Origin of the sequence: Pseudomonas sp. XWY-1, from assembly GCF_002953115.1 — a bacterium.
GTDB classification, from domain to species: Bacteria; Pseudomonadota; Gammaproteobacteria; order Pseudomonadales; family Pseudomonadaceae; genus Aquipseudomonas; species Aquipseudomonas alloputida.
Genome location: NZ_CP026332.1, coordinates 897192 through 914876, shown reverse-complemented (window position 1 = coordinate 914876; position 17685 = coordinate 897192). Strand labels below are relative to the sequence as shown.

The window sequence follows — 17685 nt, the reverse complement described above, 5'->3', positions numbered from 1 at the left end:
ATTCCTGAGAGAAACGGGACAGCCTACGACCTTAACCCAGGCCCTGCCCCGCTTCCAAACCCTCAATAGGTGCCGCGCAGGGTCACCATGAAGTTGCGTGGCTCACCATAGTAGTTGCCATAGGTCGAAGTACCCACGGTTTCGTAGTACTTCTTGTCGAACAGGTTGTTGCCGTTGAGCGTGACGTTCCAGTGATCATCGACACGGTATTCGACCAACGCGTTCCAGATCGCATAGCCGCTCTGGTCGAAGTCGAACGGTACGTTTCGCTCAACCAGCGCGCCGCTGCTGTCATAGCGATTCACTGTACCGCTCATGTACGTGGCGCTTTGCACCTGCACGCCACCGCCGACCTTGAAGTCGCTGAGGATACCCGGCAGCCGGTAGGTGCTGTACAGCTTGAACAGGTGCTTTGGCATCACCGTGCTCAGCGGTGCATCGGCGCTACGGTTGCGGTTCAGGTTGAAGGTGTAGCCCCCCACCAGCATCCAGTCCGGCAGCAGCTCGCCAGACAGCTCCATGTCGATGCCCTTGCTCACCACCTTACCGTTGGACACATAGCAGCAGCTGCCCGAGAAGCCGGCGTTGGTGGCCAGGAAGTTCGGGTCTTGCACCGCTTCGTTTTCGCGGGTGCTGTAGTACAGCGCCACGCTGGCGTTGAGTGCGCCGTTGAACAACTCACCCTTGAGGCCGGTTTCGTAGGTTTTGCCGGTCATGGGCTCAAGCGGCGAACCGCTTTGCGCAGGGCCGCTGATTCGGCTGGACTGCGGTTTGTAGATTTCCGAATAGCTGGCGTATGTCGACCATTGATCGTCAAGGTCGTAGACCAGGCCACCGAACGGGGTGACCTTCGTGCCTATACGCTGCTCCGGGCTGGAGATACTTGCTGGCGAGGTCAGGTTGTTGGTGTAGGTCTGCCAAAAGTGGAAACGCTGTGCACGCGCCCCGACAATCAGGTGCAGGGGTTCGGCCAGCTGCAAACGCAGGCTGCCGTACAGGCCGTACTGGCGTTGCGAGTTGGGGCTGTAGTCGCGCTTGTAGTCACGCCCGTTGCCGGGGTCGTCGAACGCCGAGCTGTCGGGGTCGAACACGTTGGCCGGCGCGCCCGAGGCGGCATAAGGCGCAGTGCCCAGCCACCGGCTGTCGATCTTCTGGTAGTCGGCGCCGAAGACCACTTCGTGGTCCAGACCAAAGGCCTGGAAGTGGCCAGAGACGTTACCGTCATACAGGTGCTGCTCGTTCTCCTGGCGTGTCGAGGTGCCGTACCAGGTCGCCCCGGTATTGGTCACCGGGTCTACTGCATTCAGGGTGGTCGCCGTCTTGAACAGCCCAAGGTCCCAAGTATTGGTGTAGCTGAGGTTGAGCTTCCAGTCGTCGTTGAATCGGTGGTCCACCTTGGCGAAGTACTCGCGCGCGGTGGCGTCGAGGTAGGCCCAATTCTTGGTCAGGCCGGTATGCCGTGGCAGGTTCAGGTCAGCACCATTGCTGTAGCGCGGCACCGCGCTGTTGCTGCCGGTTTCGTGGGATTTGTTGTAGCGAGCACCGAAGGTGAGCATGGTGTCGTCCGTAACGTCCGCCTCCAGCACGCCATACACCAACGGCCGCTCGGTGGCGCGGTTGTCGGTGAAATACTGGCGATCGGTGTTGGACATCACCAGGCGACCGCGCACGCGACCATCCCAGCCCAGCGGGCCGGACAGGTCGAACTCCTGGCGATAGTTGTCCCAGCTACCGGCCGACAGGGTCAGCTTCAGCTGGTTAAAAGAAGTCGGCCGCTTGCGCACCATGTTGATGATGCCACCCGGGTCACCCGAGCCACCATACAACGCAGCAGTACCACGCAGTACCTCGATGTGGTCGAACTCGGCCAGTTCGAAGATGTTCGACGAATAGAACGAACCCATGGCGGTCCCCAGCGCCTGCGGTGCAGCGCCGTCGATCTGCAGGTTCTGGATACTGAAACCACGCGAGATGAAGTCCTGGGTGCGGAAGGTGGTGCTCTGGGTGACGATGCCCGGCGTCACTTTCATCGCCTGGTTGATGTCGGTCAGTTGCTGGTCTTCAATCAGCTGGCGGGTCACGGTCGACACCGATTGCGGCGTCTGGCGCAGGCTGGTCGGGGTCTTGGAGCCAACGCTGATCAGGCCCGGTGCGTAGGAGCCGGTGTTCTCGGTACTCTGGCCCATGCCCTGCCCGGCTACTGTGGTCACGCCAAGTTCCATCGCGTCACTGCTCACCGCCGCTTGCGGCTCGGCCACCAGCCGGTAGCCGTTATCGCTACGCTCTACCCGGTAGCCACTGCCGGCCAGCAACACGGCAAAACCGCTGTCCACCGAATACAGGCCATGCAGGCCGTTGCTTTGCAGGCCGGCCAGTGCTTCGGGGGTGAAGGCCAGCGACACGGCGGCTTGCTGGGCATAGCTACCAAGCGCCTGGGCCAGGTTGCCGGCGGGCACTTCGAAGCTAAGGCGGGCGGCCTCCTCGGCGACGGCCGGCAGGGCCGCAACGGATAGGGCCAGCCCGGCACAGGAAAGGCGCAAGGCCAGGGCTAGCGGGCTGAGGACGGGGTGGCCAGGGAATCGGCGCATGGTGGATCGGCTCCTTGTTCTTGATCGGTTGGCCTCTTGTCTGACGGGCCACTGCGCAGAAGCGGAACCTCCTGGCTCAATTTTCTCGTGAGACGGGTTCGACCGTGGTCCACCAGCGGCCAACGCCGCCGATACGAATCGGCAGCGCCTCGGCCAGCAGGCGCAGGGCCCTTTCGCTGTCATCCAGAGGCAGTACCGCCGACACCTTGATCGCCTGCATTGCCTGGCGGTCGAAGCGCAGCACGCCACGGCGTTGCTCGGCCAAGGCATCGAGCACCTGGTCGAGCGGTACGCCGTCGGCCACCAACTGGTGGTGCTGCCAGGCTCGATCGACCCGCGCCGGGTCGATGGCCGGCAACGGGCCAAGCCCGTTACGCGCCACCCATGCCCGCTCGCCCGGGCCGACGACCAACTGATCGCCGGACACGGCAGTGCGCGCCTCGACCCGGGACTCAAGCATGGTCAGCTCGCTGCGAGCGCGGCCTTGGCTGACCACGAAGCGCGTACCCAGCGCCTTGAAGCTGCCTTCGTCGGTCTGTATCACGAAGGGTCGCGTCGGGTCATGGCTGACATCCACCAGTACTTGGCCATGCAGTAGGCGGATGCGCCTCTCGCCAGTGCTGAACTCGACATCCACGGCAGAGTTGCCCGCCAAGGTCAGCTGCGAGCCATCTTCCAGGGTTTGGCTGCGCCACTCCGCCGGCGCGGTATGCAAGTCGGCCAGCCAGTCGCGCGGCGTTCCACCGGAAAGGCTCAGTGTGCCCAGCAAGGAGATTGCCAGGGCCAAACCGAGCAAAGTGCGCCGTGCGCCCGAGCCTGGCGCCGAACCCCGTACGCCGGCGCGCAGCCCGGCGCCCACCGGTCCGCGTTGCTCGCGCAGTGCCTGCACCTGGCTGATCACCCCTTGCATGCGGCGCAAGATGGCGCCGTGGCGTGGGTCGGCCTGCAGCCATGCGTCGAACTCACGCGCCTCGTCGACATCCAGCTCACCCTCGCCCAGGCACAGGGCCCATTCGGCAGCTTCCTGTTCGATACGCGAGGGGTTCACGGTTCGGCAATGTCCAGCGTGCGGTGGCAATGGATCAGGGCCTGGGCCAGGTACTTGCGCACCATGCGTGGGGAAATCTGCAGGCGTTTGGCAATCTGAGGCTGGGTCAGGTCGTCCAGGTAGTAACCGACGAAGGCCTCGCGGGCATTCACGTGCAGGCCTTCCAGCAGGAAAGCGATCTGCTCCAGCGCTTCGAGGGTGATGAGGATGCTTTCGGGAGACTGGTGCCCTTCCAGCGCCTCGGCAGCCAAGGCAAGTTCGCTGAGGTAGGCCTCTTCGATTTGCTGTCGGCGCACCCGGTCAATCAACAGGCGGCGTGCAGTGGTACTGAGGTAGGCGCGTGGCTCGCGCATGCCCAGCAAGGCATCACGCGAGGCCAGGATGCGCACGAAGGTGTCCTGGGCCAGGTCGGCTGCGCTGTGCGAACAACGCAGCTTGCGACGTAGCCAGCTGAAAAGCCAGCCATGGTGCTCGCTGTACAGCTGTTCAAGCGGGTACGGGCTCGGTGAGTCGGCTACGGGCATGGGGCACCGGGACACAAGTGAGAATTGTTCCCGAATAGTAGCTATTCGCCGTAAGACTATGCAACAGGTGGTTCGAGCAACAAGCCGTAAATGCCAGAGTCGGACAGCTCACCCGCCACGCACCAGCGCGCCCGCAAGGTGCCCTCCAGCACGAAGCCCTGGCGCTCAAGGGTGCGTGCCGAGCCTTGGTTGCGCGGATCGATTTCGCCTTCCAGGCGGCGCATGTGCAGGGTGTGGGCGAGGTAGTCGATGAAGCAGGTCAGAGCCTCGTCCATGTAGCCCCTGCCCTGCACGGCGCTAGCCAGGCAGTAGCCGATTTCGCCACGGCGGGAAATGTCGTCGATGTTGAACAGCTGGACCATGCCGATCAGTTCGCCGTTGTCGCGGCGGTACATGCCAAGCTTGAGCTGGTCGCCATTGGCATAGGCTTCGCGGTCGGCGGCCAGGGCGCTCTCGGCTTCGGCCAGGTCTTGCCAGGGTGCATGGTGCCAATAGCGCATGACCTCGGGGTCGGCCATGATCGCCAACCACTGCGCGGCATCGGCATGGCGCATGGGGCGCAGTTGCAGGCGTGGGCTGTCGAGGCAGAGGTCACTGGGGAAACTGCGGGGTGGGGTCACGCCGGATCTCCTGTCCATTGCTGGGGAGATGACAGTTTAACGTCAAGTGCAGGGTTCAGGCATCTCGGGGCAGCTTTGCAGCCCGTCGCCGGCAGGTTCACCACAGGCCAGGAGCCTTTCACGCTACCTGTGGGAGCGGCCTTGTGTCGCGAAAGGGCTGCAAAGCAGCCCTGGCAATTCTCGCGGTGCCGCTGATGCCTGGGGCCGCTGTGCGGCCCTTTCGCGACACAAGGCCACACATCGACCGCGTCAGGCTGATCGATACTTCAGGCCACCTCAGCCCCATCATCCGGCCAATGCGGCTCGTTGGCCTCTGGCGGGGTCAGCGGCGGCAAACCATACGCCGCCCGCGCATCATCACAGCTCGGGTTATGCACCCCACCCTCCCACGACGCATCAAACTCGCGGCACGGGCTGGAACGGTTGGCGTAAATCGTACACGCTACCTCTTTACCTATCTCGCCCTGAAGGCTGACACAGCGGCAGGGCTTGGCATCGGTGCCGATCATGGCAACGCGCGTGGGGTTGATCTGTACCACCAGGTCGTCCGGCACTACGCCCCCGGCAGACTGGCATTCGCCCCAGAAGAAGGACACACGGAAGTACCCGCAGCAGGCGCCGCAGTCAAGGCAAGGGTTATATTCAGACATGATGTCACGGAGGGAAGGTTGTTGTTATCGGGGCTGGCCCGCGGCGCCATTTTTAATCCAAGCAGGGGCCGCTGGATAGAGGGGGAATGCAAAAAAAAATGCCGCTGATCCGGCTGCCGGACAAGGACGGCCAATACCTTCGCCGGCCGCCCCCTCTTCAGTCAGCAGATGGGCTGGTAGGTCTCTGCATCCCAGCGTTGCAAACCTAGGCCTGCGCTCGGCTCGTAGCCACCTCCCTGCACCTTGCTGAATTGCGTATGCGCCTCACCACAATGCACCAGACGATCGTTCTCATCGCCCTCGGTGAGTACCGTGTAGGACTTACTGCGCATGGCCTGATACTGCCTGTCGGCAGCCGCCATGACCTGGTGATACTTCATCAACTGGCAGCTGCTCAAGGCCAGACGTTTGTCCAGCTGCACGCCCCAGCGGGTCAGGCAAACCTCGGCAAAGTGGCGAACGATCAGCCCAGGTTCGGTCAGCACCTTGCCATCGCCTGCGCCATCAGCCGAGGCGTTGCCCACCAGCGTGGCATGGCGGCCCGGCATCGGGTAAACGCATATCCGTGTTTCTTTGGCGACCGAAGGGATCACGCAGGCAAAACCTTTGGAGCGCTCATCCCTTGAGTAGAAGCCTACGTACTCTTTGACATTGTCCGCCAAGGTTACGCGCTCGGCCTGTAGGTTACCGACGCCAGGCACCGGGTCGATGGCAAATATGTTCACCGGTATGCCGCGCAATACCGGGTCTTGCGCCATGGCATTGGCCAGCATGTGGCAGCTGATCCCTCCCCTGCTCCAGCCCACCAGGTTGACCTGGGTTGGCAGGCGCGGTTTGCGGAACATGCTGATGATGCGCTCCTGCAGTTCCTGCGGGGTCGGGTGGCGATCGCCGTAGTCGTAGGTTCGCCAGAACCATGAGGCGGAGGAAGACACGTCCGGAATGGGCACACCGGCAGCTTTCAGCCGCTCGTATTCCTGCTCACTGAGTTTGGTGCGCCGCCAGCTGCTTTCACCTTTGATGACCTGCAGCACATGGTTGACGTTCTCCTCCCAGCCGCGGCCAAACAGCTGGCCGGTCCAGTTGAAATAGCCGCCGGGTTCGACGAACAGGTTGTCATCCTGAAGGTTGCCGCTGCCTGGGCCGTCGACGGCGATCCAGTGGGCGAATTCCCGGCTCTGGTCGTTGCTGGCCAGGGTCGAGACCAGCTCGCCATTCCAGAAGTTGGGATTGGCGTCGTCGAAACGGTGCGAGCCAGTGCCGCAGAAGTAGGCGGTGAAGACACTCATGGGGGATCTCTTTGGTGAGAAATGAGTGCTGACGGTAGGCGTACGGGTAACCAGAAGGCAGGCGGAAAGCTCACCCAAGAGGCAGGTGGGGCTGCTTCGCAGCCCCTTTGGGCTTACTTGCGAGCCAAACCATCAGCCCGGAACATTTGCCGGATCCCGCGGATGGCCTGGCGAATACGGTCCTGGTTCTCGATCAACGCAAAGCGCACATGGTCGTCCCCATAGTCACCAAAGCCGATCCCCGGCGACACGCAGACCTTGGCCTCGGCCAGCAGCTTCTTGGAGAACTCCAGCGAACCCAGGTGCGCATACTCCGGCGGGATCTTCGCCCACACGTACATCGACGCCTTGGGGTTCTCAACCATCCAGCCCAGTTCGTGCAGCCCTTTGACCAGCAGGTTGCGACGCTGGCGATACTGCTCGGCAATGTCGCGCACGCACTGTTGGTCGCCTTCCAGCGCGGCAATGGCTGCAACCTGTAGCGGGGTGAAGGTGCCATAGTCGTGGTAGCTCTTGATCCGCGCAAGGGCGCTGACCAGCTCGGGGTTGCCGACCATGAAGCCGATGCGCCAGCCGGCCATGTTGTAGCTCTTGGACAGGGTGAAGAACTCCACCGCAATGTCCTTGGCACCCGGCACCTGCATGATCGACGGGGCTTTCCAGCCGTCGTAGACGATATCGGCATAGGCCAGGTCATGCACCACCAGTACGTTGTACTGCTTGGCCAGGGCCACCACGCGCTCGAAGAAGTCCAGTTCCACGCACTGGGCAGTCGGGTTGGACGGGAAGCCCAGGATCATCATCTTCGGCTTGGGGATGGACTCGCGAATGGCCCGCTCAAGCTCGTTGAAGAAGTCCACACCCGGCACCAGCGGCACCGAACGCACCTGGGCACCGGCGATCACTGCGCCGTAGATGTGGATCGGGTAGCTGGGGTTGGGCACCAGCACCGTATCGCCCTGGTCGAGGGTGGCCAGCATCAGGTGGGCCAGGCCCTCTTTCGAGCCGATGGTGACGATGGCTTCGCTTTCCGGGTCGATGTCGACCTCGTAGCGGTCCTTGTACCAGTTGGAGATGGCCCGGCGCAGGCGCGGGATGCCGCGAGAGGTGGAGTAGCCGTGGGTGTCTTCACGCTGGGCGACCTGTACCAGCTTCTCGACGATGTGCGGCGGGGTGGCGCCATCGGGGTTGCCCATGCTCAGGTCGATGATGTCCTCGCCACGACGGCGGGCAGCCATCTTGAGCTCGGCGGTAATGTTGAAGACGTAGGGGGGGAGACGATCGATGCGCGCAAAGCGGCGCGGCGAACCTGGGTTGGCCATGGCTTCCTCTGAGTACGTAAGCGCCCGGAACCGTCCGAGCGACGTTGGCCGATGTGGCGGCCTGAATCAGAAGATAGTGCCGAAACATGATCCGTGTAAAGGACAATTTCCTGTTTTGTTAGAACTTTTCAGATCTATTGTTTGAAAATCAGAGATTTATATTTTCCTGTGCTGGCCTCTTCGCGGGTAAACCCGCTCCTACAGGAACCTTGTAGGAGCGGGTTTACCCGCGAAGAGGCCAGCATAGGAAAAAACCTATAAAAAAACCCCGACGCAGAGGCCGGGGTTTTCGTGAAACAGGCAGCAGTTTCAGCGAGCGTAGGTCATCAGCACGTCCGCAGCGGTCTGGCTATCCACACCCATCATCACGCTCAGGGCAGTGACGGTGAGGATGGAGAAGCCGAACACCTTGCGGGCCCACTTGCTGTCGTCCTCGGCCTTGTAACCACCCCAGGCCATGTACAGCCAGTACAGGCCCATGGCAGCAGCCACGGCCAGGTAGCCGAGGCCGGCGTAACCGCCGAGGGTAAGCATCAGGGTAGCGAGCACGAAGGCCAGCACGTACAGCACGATCTGCTTTTTCGCCGCGAGGATGCCACGTGCCACCGGCAGGACCGGAATGTTGGCAGCGCTGTAATCCTTGAAGCGGAAGATCGCGATGGCAAAGCTGTGCGGCATTTGCCAAAGGCTGAACATCACCAGCAGGGTTACCGCAGCCAGGTCGAAGCTGTTGCTCACAGCGCAGTAGCCGATCACCGGAGGCATGGCACCCGACAGGCTGCCAACCAAGGTGCCGTGCACCGATTTACGCTTCAGCCACAGGCTGTAGAAACCGACGTAGACGACAAAGCCAATCAGTGCGCAGAACGCAGACAGCGGGTTGGCCTGGACATACAGCAGGCTGAAACCCGCCACCCCGAGCAGGGTGGCGTAGATCAGCGCGAGGGGCAGCGACATGCCGCCCTGAACCATGACACGGTTCTTGGTGCGCTCCATCTTGTGGTCGATGTCACGGTCGATGCAGTTGTTGAACACGCATCCGGACGCAACCACCAGCGAAGTACCGATCACCACCGCCAGGAACAGGGCGAAATCCACATGGCCCTTCGAGGCAAGGAAGAAACCGCCTGCCACGGAAAGCACGTTACCGAAAATGATCCCCGGTTTGGTGATTTGGATAAAGTGCTTAACGGACATGCAGTCTTACCTCACTTGGCCAACATTTCGAAGTGGATGCTGAACATGATCCACAGCGACAGGCCGACAAGCAGAGCGATCACCAGGGTGGTGAACAGGAACGTCGAAACGTTGTTGCGTTGCTCTTTCGAGCGGTCCATGTGCAGGAAGTAAACCAGGTGAACAACTACCTGGATCACGGCCATGGCAACAATGATCAGAACGGTCAGGTTCTTCGGCAGGCTGGCGGTCATGGCCAGGCCGAACGGGATCGCAGTCAGGATGATCGACAGTACAAAACCGATCATGTACGACTTGACGCTGCCGTGATTACCTTCGTGATGAGTGTCGTGTGCGTTAGCCATTACAGAACCCCCAGCAGGTAAACGACGGTGAATACGCAGATCCAGACCACGTCCAGGAAGTGCCAGAACAGGCTCAGGCAGCTCATGCGGGTCTTGGCGGTCGGCGTGATGCCGTGCTTGTTGATCTGGTACATCATGATTGCCATCCAGATCAGACCAGCAGTCACGTGCAGACCGTGGGTACCTACCAGGGCGAAGAAGCCCGACAGGAAGCCACTGCGCTGCGGGCCGAAGCCCTCGCTGATCAGGTGATGGAACTCATAGATTTCCATCGCGATGAAGCCTGCACCGAACAGGAAGGTCACAGCCAACCAGCCCAGTACGCCAGCTTTCTTGCCATCGAACATCTTCAGCATGGCGAAGCCGAAGGTGATCGAGGACAGCAGCAGGAGCAGCGTTTCAACAGCTACGAAATCGAGCTGGAAGATGTCATGACCCGACGGGCCGCCGGCAAAACTGCCGGACAGCACCGCGTAGGTGGCGAAGAGCGACGCAAACAGGATGCAGTCGGTCATCAGGTACAGCCAGAAGCCCAGTACGGTCATCTGGCCCGAGTCGTGGTGGTGGTCGTCGTGCCCATGGTCGTGACCATGAGCAGCGCCGTGCATTACTTGACTGGACATTGATTACACCCGCTCAAACGATTCGACACGTGCGCCGGCAGGCAGAGCACCTGCTTTGGCCAGCGCTTTCATACGCTCGCCTTCGATGCGCGCCACTTCTTCGGCCGGAACCATGTAGCCCTGGTCGTCACGTGCAGCGTGGCGAACGAAGACAGCGATGGTTGCAACCAGGCTCGCGCCAACCAGCCACCAGATGTGCCAGATGAAGGCGAAGCCGAAGACGGTCAGGAACAGGCCCATGAACAGACCGGTAGCGGTGTTGCTCGGCATGTGAATGGCTTCGTACTTGGCCGGGGCCTTGTACGCAACGCCTGCTTCCTTGGCTTCGTGCCAGCAGTCCAGACCAACTTTCTCAGGCATGTGAGCGAAGTTGTAGAACGGAGGTGGCGAAGAAGTCGACCATTCCAGGGTACGGCCGCCCCATGGGTCGCCGGTCACGTCCAGGTTCTGGTTGCGGTCGCGGACCGAAACGACGATCTGGATCAGCTGGCAAGCGATACCGAACAGGATCAGCACGGCGCCGACAACGGCTACGTACAGGTAGGGTTCCCACAGTGGGTTGTCGGAGTGGTTCAGACGACGGGTCATGCCCATGAAGCCCAGGGCGTACAGCGGCATGAACGCAACGTAGAAGCCCGACAGCCAGAACCAGAAGGCAGCTTTGCCCCACTTCTCGTTCAGGGTGAAGCCGAAGGCTTTCGGGAACCAGAAGGCGAAACCGGCGATGTAGCCGAATACCGCGCCACCGATGATCACGTTGTGGAAGTGCGCAATTACGAACAGGCTGTTGTGCAGGACGAAGTCAGCACCCGGAACGGCCAGCAGTACGCCGGTCATGCCACCGATGGAGAAGGTGACCATGAAGCCCAGGGTCCAGAGCATCGGTGCGGTGAAGCGCACACGGCCTTGGTACATGGTGAACAGCCAGTTGAACAGCTTCACACCGGTCGGAATGGAGATCAGCATCGTCGCCAGGCCGAAGAAGGTGTTGACGCTGGCGCCGGCACCCATGGTGAAGAAGTGGTGCAGCCATACAGCAAAGCCGAGGATGGCGATCGCGCCCGATGCGTAAATCATCGAGTGGTGGCCGAACAGGCGTTTGCCAGAGAACGTCGAAGTTACTTCCGAGAACACGCCGAAGGCCGGCAGGATCAGGATGTAAACCTCAGGGTGACCCCACGCCCAGAACAGGTTGACGTACATCATCGGGTTCCCACCAAGCTCGTTGGTGAAGATGTGGAAGTCCAGATAACGGTCAACAGTCAGCAGAGCGAGTGCAGCAGTCAGAATCGGGAACGAAGCGACGATCAGCACGTTGGCCCAGGTGCAGGTCCAGGTGAAGATCGGCATGTCCATCAGTTTCATGCCAGGTGCGCGCATCTTCATCACGGTGACGAGGAAGTTCACGCCGGTAAGCGTCGTACCCAATCCGGATAGCTGTAGCGCCCAGATGTAGTAGTCGACACCCACCCCAGGGCTGTACTGAATGCCCGCGAGCGGCGGATAGGCAACCCAGCCGGTCTTGGCGAATTCACCAACGCCCAGCGAGATGTTGACCAGCAGCACGCCTGCCAGCAGCAGGTAGAAGCTCAGGGAGTTCAGGAACGGGAAGGCAACGTCACGTGCACCGATCTGCAGAGGAACCGCCAGGTTCATCAGGCCGGTGAAGAACGGCATCGCCATGAAGATGATCATGATCACACCGTGAGCGGTGAAGATCTGGTCATAGTGTTCAGGCGGCAGGTAGCCTTCGGAGCCGCCGGTTGCGGCAGCCAGCTGGGTACGCATCATGATGGCGTCGGCAAAGCCGCGCAGCAGCATGACCATCGCGACGATGATGTACATCACGCCGATCTTTTTGTGGTCGACAGTAGTCAGCCACTCGCTCCACAAGTAGGTCCACTTGCGGAAATAGGTGATAAGACCGACGACAGCGATACCGCCGAGCGCGATCATGGCAAGCGTCACCATGACTATCGGCTCGTGATAGGGTATCGCCTCCAGGCTTAATTTACCGAACATCTCTTACTCCTCTGCACCGGCAGCTGGTTGCATACTCGATTCCACACCCTTGGTTGTGGCCAGATCTTTGCTGCCTGCTTCTTCGTGGCTACGACCGCGGTTCATGCCTTCGTACTTGTCGACGATCAGCTGGAACTGCTCAGGCGAAGCCTCGCTATACAGCGCGACCGGGTTGTTTTCGCTTGGTTTGGCCAAGGCGTCGTATTCGGCCTTGTCCAGCTTCTTCGGCGACTGCTTGACTTCAGCGACCCACTTGTCGAAGTCTTCCTGAGAGGTGGCAGTAGCCTTGAATTTCATGCCGGTGAAGCCAGCACCGCTGTAGTTGGCGCTGATACCGTCGAATTCGCCGTTTTCGTTGGCGATCAGGTGCAGCTTGGTGGTCATGCCGGCCATGGCGTAGATCTGACCGCCCAGGCCCGGGATGAAGAACGAGTTCATCACGGCGTCGGAAGTGACGCGGAAGTTGACCGGAGTGTTAGCCGGGAAGACGATCTTGTTGACCGTGGCAATGCCCTGCTCCGGGTAGATGAACAGCCACTTCCAGTCCAGCGCGACCACGTCGATCTGAATCGGCTTAACGTCCGAATCCAGCGGACGATAAGGGTCCAGCTTGTGGGTGGAGTGGTAGGTGACGTAACCCAGGGCGATGATGATCAGGATCGGGATGATCCATACCGCGGCCTCGATCTTGGTCGAGTGCGACCAGTCAGGGGTGTAGGTGGCTGCCTTGTTGGAAGCACGGTACTTCCAGGCGAACGCCAGGGTCATGATGATCACAGGGATTACCACCAGCAGCATCAGGCCGGTAGCGATCAGGATCAGGTTCTTTTGCTCAATGCCGACCTGGCCCTTCGGGTCGAGCAGGGTCCAGTTGCACCCACTGAGTAAAAGCATGCCTAAAAAGGGCAATATGCCAAACAGTCTGGGGTAACGCTTTTTACTCATCTCACGACCTCTAGATCAGCTTGCTTCAATGCAATTTGTGTTTTGGTAGCCAACACTTCGTCCTGCCAAGTGAGGCATTTCGCGCCCGTACTCGCTCCTGCCTGGGGTCCGACTGCAGGACCTTGGCTTCAAGCGGGTTAGCGGTGCTTATGGTTTCGTAGGCAACAGGCCTGTACTTCAGACCAAGTCCATTTGGTGCGGGAAAACGCGGAGGGGTGTCCGCCCGGTATCGCCGTTGGGCGAAACTTGACGAAGTCAGCAAAAAGGAGCGCTGAGGCTTCCTTCAATCCTGCGACTCGCAAGCAGTGCCGAACGGAAATTGGGGGCGATTGTAGATAGGTCGCCAACCCTTGACTATGACTTATTGAGCAACAGTCTTTTACAGAATCCGTAACAATGCTGCTCGATAATTCAACTTCGCGACAGTTTGTCGCACCCCGCTTGATAGGCCTCAAAGCCGCATCCTGCAAGGCCTGCGGGTTGATCTGGATCAAGCGGTGCGCAACTTTTCCCTCTTCTCATGCGGTGCAAAAGACCCCTTGCAATTCGGGACTTTTGTCTAAGCCTGGCGTCGATTGCGGTAGATACCGAGCGGGACCAGGACGGCGGTCAGCACGAACGCCACAAGTGCCCATTGCGCCAGCGACAGGCCGAGGATCGGCGGATACGGCGTGCTGCAGAAGCCGTCGACCTGAAACGCCAGGGGCCACAGCTTTGCCAGTGGCAGGTCATCCACGATCGGCTGCAGGGTATCGATACCGCAACTGACCATGGGGTTGGCGAGTATATACACATGGTTGCCCGCCGCAACGATTCCGCCAATTGCACTGAGCACCACCAACGCCTCGAAGAAGGTCAGGCTGCGGCGCCCGGGCATCGCCGCAGCGATGAAGGCAAACACGGCAATGAACAGCAACGCATAACGCTGCAGGATGCACAACGGGCAGGGTGCCTCGCCTAGCACCACCTGCATGTAGAGGGCGCCGCCGATCAGTGAAAGGCAGATCAGCCCCAACAGCACCAGAAAGCGCCGTTCCCGATTCAGGCGCGATGTTTGTTCGTTCATTGCCGGTTCCTTCGATGGATAGTGGCAGCGTGGTCCGCCTGCCTGGGCGCAAGTCTACACGCTGGGCATGGCCTGTGAGCATGCCGAGGGAGCGTCGCGGAAGCACTGCGCAGGGCTATCCAGTGTGGCTGAGACCGGCCGCAACGACGTCGGTTCAACGCCGGGCGGCAAAAAAGGCTGCCCAGGTGCCGCGCAGGGGCAAGCCCCTCGACACCCGGGAGTGAAGGATACCGTGATTAAAGGATGATTAAGGATGAAAGCTGCGCAGGTGCTTTCATCTCTTCTTTATATATAGGCAGAAAGATGTGCTGCAGCGGGGGACGAGTACGCTATAGGCCTGTACCGGCCCCTTCGCGGGTAAACCCGCTCCTACAGAGACGGCACCACATTCAAGACCGGTGCAATGCCTGTAGGAGCGGGCTTGCCCGCTCCTACAGAGACGGCACCCCATTCAAGACCGGTGCAATACCTGTGGGAGCGGGCTTGCCCGCGAAGAGGCCGGCACAGGCGCTACATCACTCCAGCGCTGCCGCCGGCCCGAAGAACTCGTAGCGGCTCTGCTGCTCGGGCACACCCAGGCCCTTCAGCTGGCGCTTGACCGCCGCCATGAAGCCCTTGGGCCCAAGGAAGTAGGCATCCACGTCACGCTCCTGCGGCAGCCACTCGGCGAGCAGGTCTTCACTCAGCAAACCCACGGCATCGGCCGCAGCGCCACCTTCCGGCTCGGCATAGCAGTAGAAGCGCTTGAGCTGTGGATGACGCGCCGCCAGGCCATCGATCCAGTCCCGGAAGGCATGCACCGCGCCGTTACGCGCACAGTGGATGAAATGCACCTCGCGCCGGGTTTGCAGTGCTGCCTGCAGCATCGCCAGGGTCGGGGTAATGCCCACCCCTCCGCTGATCAGCACCAGCGGCTTGTCGCTGGCTGCCAGGGTGAAGTCACCCGCAGGCGGGAACAGTTGCAGGGTATCGCCCACCATCAGCTCATCGTGCAGGTAGTTGGAGACCTTGCCGCCCGCCTCGCGCTTGACGCTAATGCGGTATTCCTTGCCGTCGCACAGCGCCGACAGGGAATAGTTGCGGCGCTGCTCGGCACCGTCAATGTCCAGTTTCAGACCGATGTACTGGCCAGGTTCTGCCTTGAGCACCGGCATGCCATCCACCGGGGCGAAGTAGAACGAAACGATCTCGCTGCTTTCCTGCTCGCGGCGTACCAGGCGGAATTCACGGGTACCGCGCCAGCCACCCTCGGCCTCTTCCTTCTCTTTATAGAGGTTTTCTTCAGCGCCAATCAGAATGTCGGCCAGCTGGCCATAGGCCGCGCCCCAGGCGTCGATCACCGCAGGGGTGGCAATGTCCTTGCCCAGCACTTCCTCGATGGCGCGCAGCAGGCAGCTTCCGACAATCGGGTAGTGCTCCGGCAGAATCTGCAGGGCAACATGCTTGTTGATGATCTGCCCGACCAGGCCGCCCAGTTGCTCCAGCTGGTCGATATGGCGGGCATACATCAACACGCCATTAGCCAGCGCACGCGGCTGATCGCCACTGGCCTGGTGGGCCTGGTTGAACAGCGGCCGTACCTCGGGGTACTCGCTGAGCATCATTTTGTAGAAGTGGGTGGTCAGCGCTTCGCCGCCGCTTTCCAGCAGAGGTACAGTGGCCTTGATGATTGCACGTTGTTCAGCATTGAGCATTGCAACAACTCCTGAGCCTGTGGCTTCAAATGACTGCCCCTGCCGTTACAGCAATCGTGCCAACTTTTATCGCCAGCAAAATCAGGGGTTTGATGCAGGTCATGTCAAAACGACCCACCTCTGCGTATAGTCATATCGACCCACAGGAGTCCTTATGACTACAAAGCCACTGCTCACCACCCTGCTGCCTCTGGTCAGCGACCTGTCCCGCGATTTGCCCGACCAGGAACGCTACCGCCGCCTGTTGCAAGCCATGCGCGGCCTGCTGCCGTGCGATGCTGCAGCACTGCTGCGACTGGATGGTGAATGGCTGGTGCCGCTGGCAGTGGATGGCCTTAGCCCCGACACCCTCGGCCGGCGCTTTCGGGTCAGCGAGCACCCGCGTTTCCAGATACTGCTCAGCCGCCCGGAACCCACCCGTTTCGCCAGCGACTCCGAACTGCCCGACCCCTACGATGGTTTGGTCAATGCCCCCGATGCAGACCTTGAAGTGCACGACTGCATGGGCTGCCCGTTGATGGTCGATGAGCGCCCATGGGGCCTGGTCACCCTCGACGCCCTCACCCCCGGGCAGTTCCAGAGCCTGGAGCTGGATGCCCTGCAGGCCTTTGCCAGCCTGGCTGCCGCCACCGTTACCGTGGCCGAGCGTATCGAGCACCTGGCCCTGCGCGCCGAAGACGAACACCATCGCGCCGAGCTCTACCGCCAGGCCAGCGGCCAGGATAGAGAGCTGATTGGCCAGAGCGCCGCGCATAAACGCCTGGTGGAGGAAATTCGTCTGGTCGGCAGCAGCGACCTGACCGTGCTGATCACCGGCGAAACCGGGGTCGGCAAGGAGCTGGTGGCCCAGGCCCTGCACCGAGCCAGTAGCCGCGCCGACAAGCCGCTGGTCAGCCTCAACTGCGCCGCCCTGCCCGACACCTTGGTGGAAAGCGAACTGTTCGGCCATGTGCGCGGCGCCTTCACCGGCGCGCATGGTGAGCGCCGCGGCAAGTTCGAACTGGCCAACGGCGGCACACTGTTCCTCGACGAAGTGGGCGAACTGCCGCTGACGGTCCAGGCCAAGCTTTTACGCGTGCTGCAAAGCGGCCAACTGCAACGCCTGGGTTCGGACCGCGAGCACCGGGTGGACGTGCGCCTGATCGCCGCGACCAACCGCGACCTGGCTGCCGAGGTGCGTACGGGCAACTTCCGCGCCGACTTCTATCACCGCCTCAGCGTTTACCCGCTGCACGTGCCGCCGTTGCGCGAACGTGGGCGTGACGTGCTGCTACTGGCGGGCTACTTCCTCGAACAGAACCGTTCACGGCTTGGCCTGAACAGCCTGCGCCTGAGCCATGAGGCCCAAGCCGCGTTGATCGCCTACGACTGGCCAGGCAATGTGCGCGAACTGGAACACCTGATCGGCCGCTCGGCACTCAAGGCGCTGGGCCAGCACCCTGATCGGCCACGTATCCTCACCCTCGAAGCCATCGACCTGGACCTGCGTGTGTCGGCAGCCACGCCAGGCACGCTGCCCTCCCCCGCTGCACCGCAGCAAGTAGTCGCCCCGCCTGAAGGCGGCTTGCGTGAAGCCGTCGATATTTACCAACGACAGGTGATCGAAGCCTGCCTGCAGCGGCATCAGGACAACTGGGCAGCAGCGGCCCGCGAACTCGGTCTGGACCGCGCAAACCTGAGCCGTTTGGCCCGCAGGCTTGGGCTTCGCTGAGGCTTTTCTACCAAAGGATTAACCCAGAAAGCCATCTGGTTG

At 61.3% G+C, this 17685-nt stretch carries 15 protein-coding genes; 1 reads left to right on the top strand and 14 read right to left on the bottom strand.

From position 1 onward, the window contains the following. Positions 1 to 62: 62 nt before the first annotated feature. The 14 genes from PRJ_RS04320 to hmpA all read right to left on the bottom strand — a co-directional run bounded on the left by PRJ_RS04320 (position 63) and on the right by hmpA (position 15932). Entirely contained in the window at positions 63 to 2588 is a 2526-nt protein-coding gene (locus PRJ_RS04320) for a TonB-dependent receptor (RefSeq protein WP_104960804.1), read from the bottom strand. Positions 2589 to 2664: 76 nt separating this feature from the next. Continuing rightward, positions 2665 to 3636 (bottom strand): FecR domain-containing protein, encoded by a 972-nt coding sequence (locus PRJ_RS04315; RefSeq protein WP_104960803.1) that lies wholly within the window; start codon positions 3634 to 3636, stop codon positions 2665 to 2667. Then, positions 3633 to 4160, bottom strand: coding sequence for a sigma-70 family RNA polymerase sigma factor (locus PRJ_RS04310; RefSeq protein WP_012051229.1), 528 nt, complete (start codon positions 4158 to 4160; stop codon positions 3633 to 3635). The genes PRJ_RS04315 and PRJ_RS04310 overlap by 4 nt, the downstream gene beginning before the upstream one ends. A gap of 56 nt (positions 4161 to 4216) precedes the next feature. Next, the gene (locus PRJ_RS04305; protein WP_003248588.1) at positions 4217 to 4780 is read right to left on the bottom strand and encodes a GNAT family N-acetyltransferase; all 564 of its coding nucleotides are present in this window, start codon (positions 4778 to 4780) and stop codon (positions 4217 to 4219) included. A 266-nt stretch (positions 4781 to 5046) separates the two neighbouring features. Beyond that, a complete protein-coding gene (locus PRJ_RS04300) occupies positions 5047 to 5430 on the bottom strand; it encodes a YkgJ family cysteine cluster protein (RefSeq protein WP_003248590.1) in 384 nt (127 codons plus the stop codon). Positions 5431 to 5591: 161 nt separating this feature from the next. Continuing rightward, a complete protein-coding gene (locus tag PRJ_RS04295; protein ID WP_104886668.1) occupies positions 5592 to 6719 on the bottom strand; it encodes a hypothetical protein in 1128 nt (375 codons plus the stop codon). Between the two features lie 113 nt (positions 6720 to 6832). Further along, a complete protein-coding gene (gene alaC / locus PRJ_RS04290) occupies positions 6833 to 8041 on the bottom strand; it encodes an alanine transaminase (protein ID WP_004576357.1) in 1209 nt (402 codons plus the stop codon). A gap of 309 nt (positions 8042 to 8350) precedes the next feature. Further along, complete coding sequence (gene cyoE / locus PRJ_RS04280) at positions 8351 to 9238, bottom strand: heme o synthase (RefSeq protein WP_003248596.1); 888 nt, start codon at positions 9236 to 9238, stop codon at positions 8351 to 8353. An 11-nt stretch (positions 9239 to 9249) separates the two neighbouring features. Further along, the gene (gene cyoD / locus PRJ_RS04275; protein ID WP_003248599.1) at positions 9250 to 9582 is read right to left on the bottom strand and encodes a cytochrome o ubiquinol oxidase subunit IV; all 333 of its coding nucleotides are present in this window, start codon (positions 9580 to 9582) and stop codon (positions 9250 to 9252) included. Continuing rightward, complete coding sequence (gene cyoC / locus PRJ_RS04270) at positions 9582 to 10205, bottom strand: cytochrome o ubiquinol oxidase subunit III (RefSeq protein WP_019436939.1); 624 nt, start codon at positions 10203 to 10205, stop codon at positions 9582 to 9584. Before cyoC ends, cyoD begins: the two co-directional genes overlap by 1 nt. Before the next feature lie 3 nt (positions 10206 to 10208). After that, entirely contained in the window at positions 10209 to 12227 is a 2019-nt protein-coding gene (gene cyoB, locus PRJ_RS04265; protein ID WP_010952047.1) for a cytochrome o ubiquinol oxidase subunit I, read from the bottom strand. Between the two features lie 3 nt (positions 12228 to 12230). Beyond that, a complete protein-coding gene (cyoA, locus tag PRJ_RS04260) occupies positions 12231 to 13172 on the bottom strand; it encodes a ubiquinol oxidase subunit II (protein ID WP_003248605.1) in 942 nt (313 codons plus the stop codon). A gap of 559 nt (positions 13173 to 13731) precedes the next feature. Continuing rightward, positions 13732 to 14238 (bottom strand): disulfide bond formation protein B, encoded by a 507-nt coding sequence (locus PRJ_RS04255; RefSeq protein ID WP_003248609.1) that lies wholly within the window; start codon positions 14236 to 14238, stop codon positions 13732 to 13734. Positions 14239 to 14753: 515 nt separating this feature from the next. Next, on the bottom strand, positions 14754 to 15932 hold the full coding sequence (hmpA, locus tag PRJ_RS04250; RefSeq protein ID WP_064491317.1) for an NO-inducible flavohemoprotein: 1179 nt from the start codon (positions 15930 to 15932) through the stop codon (positions 14754 to 14756). Positions 15933 to 16086: 154 nt separating this feature from the next. On the opposite strand from hmpA, the gene norR reads away from it, so the two are divergent. Continuing rightward, positions 16087 to 17643, top strand: coding sequence for a nitric oxide reductase transcriptional regulator NorR (gene norR, locus PRJ_RS04245; protein ID WP_104960802.1), 1557 nt, complete (start codon positions 16087 to 16089; stop codon positions 17641 to 17643). The last annotated feature ends 42 nt before the right edge of the window (positions 17644 to 17685 follow it).